Source organism: Novosphingobium sp., assembly GCF_025351285.1.
In the GTDB taxonomy this organism is placed as follows: domain Bacteria; phylum Pseudomonadota; class Alphaproteobacteria; order Sphingomonadales; family Sphingomonadaceae; genus Novosphingobium.
This window is the reverse complement of the sequence record NZ_JANXWG010000154.1, coordinates 1-7,735: the sequence shown is the minus strand read 5'-3', so window position 1 is coordinate 7,735 and position 7,735 is coordinate 1. Positions and strand designations below refer to the sequence as shown.

7 protein-coding genes and 1 pseudogene are annotated in these 7,735 nt (G+C 65.1%); 7 read left to right on the top strand and 1 reads right to left on the bottom strand.

From position 1 onward, the window contains the following. The 6 genes and pseudogenes from Q0R16_RS18955 to Q0R16_RS18930 form a co-directional block, all read left to right on the top strand. A pseudogene (locus Q0R16_RS18955) lies at positions 1-166 on the top strand (N-(5'-phosphoribosyl)anthranilate isomerase); the annotation flags it as partial. 58 nt (positions 167-224) lie between these two features. Continuing rightward, a complete protein-coding gene (trpB, locus tag Q0R16_RS18950) occupies positions 225-1,475 on the top strand; it encodes a tryptophan synthase subunit beta (RefSeq protein WP_295640029.1) in 1,251 nt (416 codons plus the stop codon). Next, complete coding sequence (locus Q0R16_RS18945; RefSeq protein ID WP_295640007.1) at positions 1,472-1,690, top strand: hypothetical protein; 219 nt, start codon at positions 1,472-1,474, stop codon at positions 1,688-1,690. Before trpB ends, Q0R16_RS18945 begins: the two co-directional genes overlap by 4 nt. Continuing rightward, on the top strand, positions 1,683-2,474 hold the full coding sequence (trpA, locus tag Q0R16_RS18940) for a tryptophan synthase subunit alpha (protein ID WP_295640004.1): 792 nt from the start codon (positions 1,683-1,685) through the stop codon (positions 2,472-2,474). Before Q0R16_RS18945 ends, trpA begins: the two co-directional genes overlap by 8 nt. Beyond that, positions 2,471-3,340 carry an acetyl-CoA carboxylase, carboxyltransferase subunit beta gene (accD, locus tag Q0R16_RS18935; protein WP_295640001.1) on the top strand — a complete coding sequence of 290 codons (870 nt, stop codon included), beginning with the start codon at positions 2,471-2,473 and terminating at the stop codon, positions 3,338-3,340. The genes trpA and accD overlap by 4 nt, the downstream gene beginning before the upstream one ends. A 33-nt stretch (positions 3,341-3,373) precedes the next feature. After that, positions 3,374-4,711 carry a folylpolyglutamate synthase/dihydrofolate synthase family protein gene (locus tag Q0R16_RS18930; RefSeq protein WP_295639998.1) on the top strand — a complete coding sequence of 446 codons (1,338 nt, stop codon included), beginning with the start codon at positions 3,374-3,376 and terminating at the stop codon, positions 4,709-4,711. Here Q0R16_RS18930 and Q0R16_RS18925 read toward each other — a convergent pair. Further along, positions 4,683-6,395, bottom strand: coding sequence for an MFS transporter (locus tag Q0R16_RS18925; RefSeq protein ID WP_295639995.1), 1,713 nt, complete (start codon positions 6,393-6,395; stop codon positions 4,683-4,685). The two genes, Q0R16_RS18930 and Q0R16_RS18925, sit on opposite strands and share 29 nt — an antisense overlap. A gap of 88 nt (positions 6,396-6,483) precedes the next feature. On the opposite strand from Q0R16_RS18925, the gene Q0R16_RS18920 reads away from it, so the two are divergent. Next, on the top strand, positions 6,484-7,653 hold the full coding sequence (locus Q0R16_RS18920; RefSeq protein ID WP_295639991.1) for an aromatic ring-hydroxylating dioxygenase subunit alpha: 1,170 nt from the start codon (positions 6,484-6,486) through the stop codon (positions 7,651-7,653). Positions 7,654-7,735: the final 82 nt, after the last annotated feature.

Below are 7,735 nucleotides of genomic sequence, written 5' to 3'. Positions count from 1 at the left end.
GCTGGCGTGGGGGCTGGCGGGCGGGCTTGCGCCCGAAACCGTCGCCGATGCGGTGCGGCAGACCGGCGCTCCACTGGTCGATGTGTCGTCGGGCGTCGAATCCGCGCCTGGCGTGAAGGACGCGGGCAAGATCGCGGCGTTTTGCAAAGCTGCGCGCAGCGCCTGAGGCTCCCGTTCGGGCCGCATAACTGGACAATCCGGCACCTGTCTGCCAGTGCGCGGGCATGACCATCGAGCCCCGCAACAGCTTCCGCAACACTCCTGATGATCGCGGCCATTTCGGCCAGTTCGGCGGCCGTTTCGTCGCCGAAACGCTGATGCCGCTCGTGCTCGAACTTGAGCGTGAATACCGCAAGGCCAAGCAGGACCCGGCCTTCGCCGCAGAATTCGACGACTTGCTCGAACACTACGTCGGCCGGCCCAGCCCGCTCTATTATGCGCCGCGCATCACCGAGGAACTGCGCAAGGGCGCCAAGCCCGGCCCAAATGGTCAAAAAATGGGCGCACAAGTGTGGTTCAAGCGCGACGAACTCAACCACACCGGCGCGCACAAGATCAACAACTGCATCGGCCAGATCCTGCTCGCGATCCGCATGGGCAAGACGCGGATCATCGCAGAAACCGGCGCGGGCCAGCACGGCGTCGCCACCGCCACCGTCTGCGCGCGGTTCGGGCTGCCTTGCGTGATCTACATGGGCGCCAAGGACGTTGAACGTCAGCAGCCCAACGTGTTCCGCATGCGGCTGCTCGGCGCCGAAGTCGTGCCCGTAACCAGCGGCGCCAACACGCTCAAGGACGCGATGAACGAGGCGCTGCGCGACTGGGTCGCCAACGTCCACGACACTTTCTACATCATCGGCACCGCCGCCGGCCCGCACCCCTACCCCGAACTGGTCCGCGATTTCCAGAGCGTGATCGGCAAGGAAGCCCGCGCGCAGATGCTCGCCCGCACCGGCCGCCTGCCCGACCTGCTCGTGGCCGCGATCGGCGGCGGATCGAACGCGATCGGGCTGTTCCACCCGTTCCTCGACGATACCTCGGTGAAGATGCTCGGTGTCGAAGCCGCAGGCCACGGTCTCGACAAGGAACACGCCGCCAGCCTGGCGGGCGGGCGCCCCGGAATCCTGCATGGAAACAAGACCTTCCTGCTCCAGGACGAAGACGGCCAGATCGCCGAGGCGCACTCGATCAGCGCCGGTTTGGACTATCCGGGAATCGGCCCCGAGCACGCCTGGCTCAAGGAAATCGGCCGGGTGGACTACACCTCGGTGACCGACACCGAGGCGTTGGAAGGCTTCCAGTTGCTGTGCCGTACCGAGGGGATCATCCCCGCGCTGGAGCCGTCGCACGCCATCGCGGCCGTGGTCAAGGTAGCGCCGACGATGCCCGAAGACGCGATCGTGCTGGCGAATTTGTGCGGGCGCGGCGACAAGGACATCTTCACCGTGGCCGAAGCGTTGGGGACGAAATTGTGAGCATGTTCAACCGGCTCCGAATTGCCGCCACCATTACGCTTTGGTCCGCCTTGGCCTTTAGCGCGTGCTTCGGTACCGCGTGGTTGCTCTCCAACAATAACGTTGCGGTCTGGTCGTCGGACGAAACCTTCGCTTGGGCACTTCCGCTTTCCATTGCCAGCGGCGTCATCATCGCCCTGATCGGGAGCAGGAAAAAGGCTATCCGCCATGACTGATCGCCTCTCCTCGGCTTTCGCCAAAGGCCCCGCACTCGTCACCTTCATCACCGCCGGTGATGGCCCCACCCCTGCGATCCTCGACGCGCTCGTTGCGGGCGGAGCGGACGTGATCGAGCTGGGCATGCCCTTCACCGATCCGATGGCTGATGGCCCGGCGATCCAGGCGGCGAACTTGCGCAGCCTCGGCGCGGGCACGCGCACCGCCGATATTTTCAAGATCGCCAAGGACTTCCGCGCCAAACATCCCACGGTTCCTGTGGTGCTGATGGGCTATGCCAACCCGATGGTGACGCGCGGGGCCGAATGGTTCGCGAAGGCCGCCGCCGATGCTGGCGTCGATGGCGTGATCTGCGTCGACATTCCGCCCGAGGAGGACGATGCGCTCGGGCCGCAACTGCGCGCGGCGGGCATCGCGCCGATCCGGCTGGCGACACCGACCACCGATGCCGCGCGGTTGCCGGCGGTGCTCGATGGCTCGGCCGGGTTCCTCTACTACGTGTCGGTGGCGGGGATTACCGGCTTGCAGCAGGCCGCGCAGGCCAGCATCGAGGAAGCCGTCGCCCGGCTCAAGGCGGCGACCGATCTGCCCGTTGCAGTAGGCTTCGGGGTGCGCACGCCCGAACAGGCGGCGGCGATCGCCAGGGTTGCCGATGGCGTGGTGGTCGGTTCGGCCTTGGTGGAACTGGTTGCCAAGTATGGCGAGCAAGCGCCTAAATATGTTCAGGAATTGACCGCCGCCTTGGCCGGCGCAGTCCATTCGGCAAGGAAGGTTTCGGCATGAGCTGGCTCACCAACGTCCGCAACGCGCTGCCGTTCGCACCCAAGCGCGAAACGCCCGACAATTTGTGGACCAAGTGCCCATCGTGCAGCGAAATGCTGTTCACCAAGGAATACGAAGCCAACCTTTCGGTCTGCCCGCGCTGCGAACACCACGGCCGGATCGGCGCAGACGCGCGGCTGGCGCAATTGCTCGACGCCGGTTTCGCGCTGCTGCCCGCACCACGCGTCAAGGAAGACCCGCTCAAGTTCCGCGACAGCAAGAAGTACACCGACCGGCTGAAAGCTGCCCGCGCCGCCAACCCGCACCTTGATGCAATGACCAACGCGCTCGGCACGATCGAAGGTCACAAGGCCGTCGTCGGCGTGCAGGATTTCGGCTTCATGGGTGGATCGATGGGCATGGCCGTCGGCAGCGCCTTCGTCGCCGGCGTGAAACAGGCGGTGAAGGAAAAGTGCCCCTATATTGCGGTGACCGCGGCGGGCGGTGCGCGCATGCAGGAGGGCATCCTGAGCCTGATGCAGATGCCGCGCACAACCGTTGCAATCTCGATGCTGCGCGCGGCCGGGCTGCCATATATCGTCGTGCTGACCGACCCGACCACCGGCGGCGTGACCGCCAGCTACGCGATGCTGGGCGACATCCAGATCGCCGAACCAGACGCACTGATCGGCTTTGCCGGCCAGCGCGTGATCCAGGACACGATCCGCGAAAAGCTGCCCGAAGGTTTCCAGCGCGCCGAATATCTTTACGATCACGGGATGCTCGACATGGTGGTGCATCGCCGCGACCTGAAATCCACGCTGGCGCGGACGATCGATTACCTGATGGCGGCCAAGGTCGCGCCCAGGAAGGGCAAGGCGGCTTGAGCTATCTCCTCCCGCAGGCCGGAGGGGTTTTTGATGCGTGACTTTGCAATCTCCGAGAATGCGGCCGTGCAAGCGCAGCTTGACCGGCTCGGCGCACTGTCGTTGCCAACAGGCCGCCTGCACCTCGACACCGCAAGAGCGCTGCTGGCGCGATTGGGCAACCCCGAACGCCACCTTCCGCCCGTACTCCATGTCGCCGGAACCAACGGCAAAGGCTCTACCTGCGCGTTCCTGCGCGCGATCTGCGAGGCGCAGGGGCTCACTGTCCACGCCGCCACCAAACCCCATCTGGTACGCTACAACGAACGCATCCGTGTTGCCGGAACCCTGATAGAAGACAGCTTGTTGGCCATACTTCTTGAGGAAGTACTCGAAGTTGGATCGGACCTGAGCCCAAGCTTCTTCGAAGTCACCACCGTCGCAACCTTCCTGGCGTTTTCACGCGTGCCGGCGGACGTCTGCGTGATCGAAACGGGTCTCGGCGGGCGTTTGGATGCGACCAACGTGATCCCGGCTCCAGCGGTCTGCGGAATATCCTCTCTGGGGATCGATCACGAAGCGTTCCTGCTCTCACCCGACGACGGGGTTCCTGGCGAGCCGCTGGCAAGGATCGCGTTCGAGAAAGCCAGCATCGCGAAGCCGGGGGTGGCGCTGGTAACGCAAGGATATCCGGCGATTGCGGCAGATGAAGTGCTCGCTACAGCGGCGCGGATCGGCGCGCCGGTCAGGATGCGCGGACGCAACTGGTGGGCCGTGACGAATGACGATGGCATCGCCTACCGCGACTCGGCGGGTGAACTCGCGCTGCCGTGCCCCGCGCTAATCGGCGCGCACCAGGCCGATAACGCGGCGCTGGCGGTGGCGATGTTGCGGCACCAGACGGCGCTGGCGATTTCGACCGAGGCGATGGCAGAGGGCATTCGCAACGCACGTTGGCCCGCGCGGTTGCAGGTGCTCGGCCCCGGGCCGCTGACCGATCGCCTGCCCGGCCGCACCGTGATCGTCGACGGAGGGCACAATGCCGATGCGGCGCAAGCAGTGGCGCGGGCGCTGGCGGATCGCGCGCCGATCGACCTGGTGTTCGGGCTCACCCGCGCGCGCAAGATTGCCGATGTGCTGTTTCCGATCGCGCCGCTGATCCGCAAAGCGCATGCCGTGCCATTGCCGGGCCACGATCACCACGATCCGCGTGATATTGCGGCGTTTGCCCAATCCAAAGCCAGCCCAAGGCATTGCTACCCCGCTTTCAGCCTCGATGAAGCGATCGAGCGACTTGCGGGTGATCCCGATGGCTCACCTACCGTCCTGATCGCGGGCTCGCTATATCTCGCCGGTGAGGCGCTCAGGATGAACGCTGAGCTGCCCGACTGATCCGCTCGTTACGCGCCACCCGCGCCCATTCGAGCGTGACGAACAGCACCGAAACCAGCCCTGCCAGCGCGGTCAGGCGGAACACCGGCGCGTAGCCGTACTTGCCGAATGCCTCCCCCACGATGCCGCGTCCCAGCGTGCCGACCAGCGAGGTCAGCGAGCCGAGCAGCGCATATTGAATTGCGGTGTGACGTTTGCTGACCATACTCGACAAGTATGCGACGAAGGCGGTTAGCGCCAAACCGACCGAAATGTTTTCGTAGCAGATCGCCAGCAGCAACCGCACCATCCGCTCGCTCGATCCCATCGACACGGCCAGCACATCGAGCCGTAGCAGGTGCGCGAAAGCGTCGATGCGCGCGCCGCCGTCGGCCAGGTCGGCGTAAAGCAGGTTGCCCAGCGGCGGCAGGATCGCGCCGAGCAGTACGGTGGGGAAGCGGCCGATCCGCGTGAACAGATAGCCGGCAAGGCTGATCCCCAGCATCGTCATGAAGATGCCGAAGATTTTCGACGCGAACGCCACCTCGTCCTTGGTGTAGTGCAGCGTGTCGAGGTAGAACGGGAAGGCGAAGCTGGCCCAGATGTTGTAGCACAATGCATAGCTCAGGATAAACCCGATCAGCGTCAGCACGCCCCATCCGGCGCGACCGCTCAGTTCGGCCAGCGGGGCAATCAGCGCGGCATAAGTATGGTTGGCCGCACCGCGCAAGCCGTTAGGCACGCCTTCGGGCGTCTGTAACACGCCGATCGCGCGGGCTTTCAGCGCATTGGCGATCGCCGCGACCATCAGCGGCACCACCACGGTCGCCACGATGATCCACGGGCCTTGCGCTTTGGTGAAATCCGCGACCGAAGGCAATTTTCCGCCCGGCGCCAGCGGCGCCAGCATTTTCACCATGAACGATCCGACCGTAATCAGGGCCCAGGTCCAGCTTGCCAGCACCACGAACAACAGCGCAGCGCGCGCCTTGGGACCGACTTCGCCGGCTTGTCCCAGATCGGCGTGGAGCATACGCGTGCTGGCGCGTTCGGTATCGGGCGCGAACATCGTCGTCACAGCAGCCAGACCCATCAGCACTGCCATCACGAAGAACACGTGCGGCCAGCTCATCCGCGCGGCCATGAACAGCGCCAGTGCGCCGCCGACGATCGAGGCGGTGCGGTAACCGAACTGGTTGAGCGCCGAGAGCAGTTCGAGCGGCGATTCGTCGTCCGCTACGTCGATCCGCCACGCGTCGATCGCGATGTCCTGCGTGGCCGAGGCGAACGCGGCGGCAAACGCGATCAGCGCGAACATGCCGATGGCGTTCTTGGGATCGGTCAGCGCCAGCCCGGCGAAACTGATCACCAGGATCGCTTGGCACAGCAGAATCCAGCTCCGCCGCCGGCCCAGCTTGTCGAGCAATGGCAGCGGCACGCGATCGACGAGCGGCGACCACAGGAACTTGAACGAGTACGACAGCCCGATCCACGACAGCACGCCGATCGTCGCCAGCTTGATGCCCACTTCGCCCAGCCACGCATTCAAAGTACCGATCAGCAGCGCGAACGGCAGTCCCGATGAAAACCCGAACCCCAGCATGCACGCCGATTTGCGCGTGTTGAGCGCGGCACGGAGCAGCTTCCAGCCGCGCGGGCGCGGTGGTGCTGGTGGTGAAGCAATTGCGTCTGCGTTGCTGGCCATGCGACCCGTATTCCTTCTGGCCCGGTTCCCTCTTGGTTGGACCCTACCAAGGATTTGCCCTATGACCAGTCCGATAAGGGAGCACAGCATGGCCGATCACGCTGACTTGGGAGAACAGGCGCACGTTTCCCGGCCAACACCGGGAATGCTTTCGCTCGCCGAAAGGGTCCGCCACGGCGGCAATGCGCCTGAAGCCAGCCCGCTGCACGTGCCCGCCAGCGTCTATACCGATCCCGCACATTGGGCGCGCGAGAAGGCCGCGCTGTTCGATCGGTTGCCGCAAGTGCTGTGCCCATCGGCGCTGCTGCCCACGCCCGATATGGCGGTGCCGCACGATGGCACCGGGCGCCCGCTGCTGATTACGCGCGATGGCTCCGGCAAGGCGCACGTTTTCCTCAACGTTTGCCGGCACCGGGGCACGCGGTTGGTCGAAGGCTGCGAGGCGGCCCGGGCCAAGCGGCTGGTGTGCCCTTACCACGCCTGGACTTTCGCATCCGATGGCCGGCTGCTCGCGCTGCCCCGGCCCGAAACGTTTCCAGGCATCGACAAGGCGGCTTACGGATTGGTCGAACTGCCGAGCCTGGAGGCGGGCGGGATGATCTGGTTTGGGCCGATCGAATCCGCCGATTTCGGCGATGCGGCGGTTGTGGGCGAGGATTTCGCGGCAATCGGCCTGGACGCCATGCACCTCTATGCCCGCCGCACGCACAGCGTGGCGAGCAACTGGAAGCTGATCATGGACGCGTTCCTCGAAAGCTACCACGTGCTGCGGCTGCACGCGGGCACGATCGGGCCGTTCTTCAAGGACGGGGTGAGTGCTGGCGATCGGATCGGGCCGCACCAGCGCTCGCTGGTCGGGCGGGCGGCGGATATGGAGGGATTGGACCTCACGCAGTGGGCGGCGCTGCGCAGCATCGGCACGCTGACGTACCAATTGTTTCCGGCCTGCGTGATCGTGGTCAGCCCCGATTACATCAACGTGATGACGATCATGCCGCAAGCGCACGACCGCACTTTGGTTGAAGATTTCATGCTGATCCCCGAACCGCCCACCACCGAAAAGGCCGAAAAACATTGGCGCAAAAGCTGGGACCTGCTCGATGGCGGCGTATTCGCGGGCGAGGACTTCCGCGCGGCGGAACTGGGCCAGCAGGGGCTCTCGACCGGTGCGGTGCCCGAATTGACGCTGGGCTCGCTCGAAGCGGGAATCGCGCGGTTCCATGAAATTTGTGCCGAAGAGATGGCCAAAGCCGGATAGCGCACGCAGCCGTCAGCCTCAGTTCCGTTCCGTTCGTGTCGAGCGAAGTCGAGACACGCTAGCGCTGCGTTGGCGTGTCTCG

Bases quoted from the DNA above. Each gene is read 5' to 3' on its own strand.
- Q0R16_RS18930 (WP_295639998.1), top strand. From the start codon at position 3,374: ATGCGTGACTTTGCAATCTCCGAGAATGCGGCCGTGCAAGCGCAGCTT.
- Q0R16_RS18925 (WP_295639995.1), bottom strand. From the start codon at position 6,395: ATGGCCAGCAACGCAGACGCAATTGCTTCACCACCAGCACCACCGCGC.
- accD (WP_295640001.1), top strand. From the start codon at position 2,471: ATGAGCTGGCTCACCAACGTCCGCAACGCGCTGCCGTTCGCACCCAAG.
- trpB (WP_295640029.1), top strand. From the start codon at position 225: ATGACCATCGAGCCCCGCAACAGCTTCCGCAACACTCCTGATGATCGC.
- Q0R16_RS18920 (WP_295639991.1), top strand. From the start codon at position 6,484: ATGGCCGATCACGCTGACTTGGGAGAACAGGCGCACGTTTCCCGGCCA.
- trpA (WP_295640004.1), top strand. From the start codon at position 1,683: ATGACTGATCGCCTCTCCTCGGCTTTCGCCAAAGGCCCCGCACTCGTC.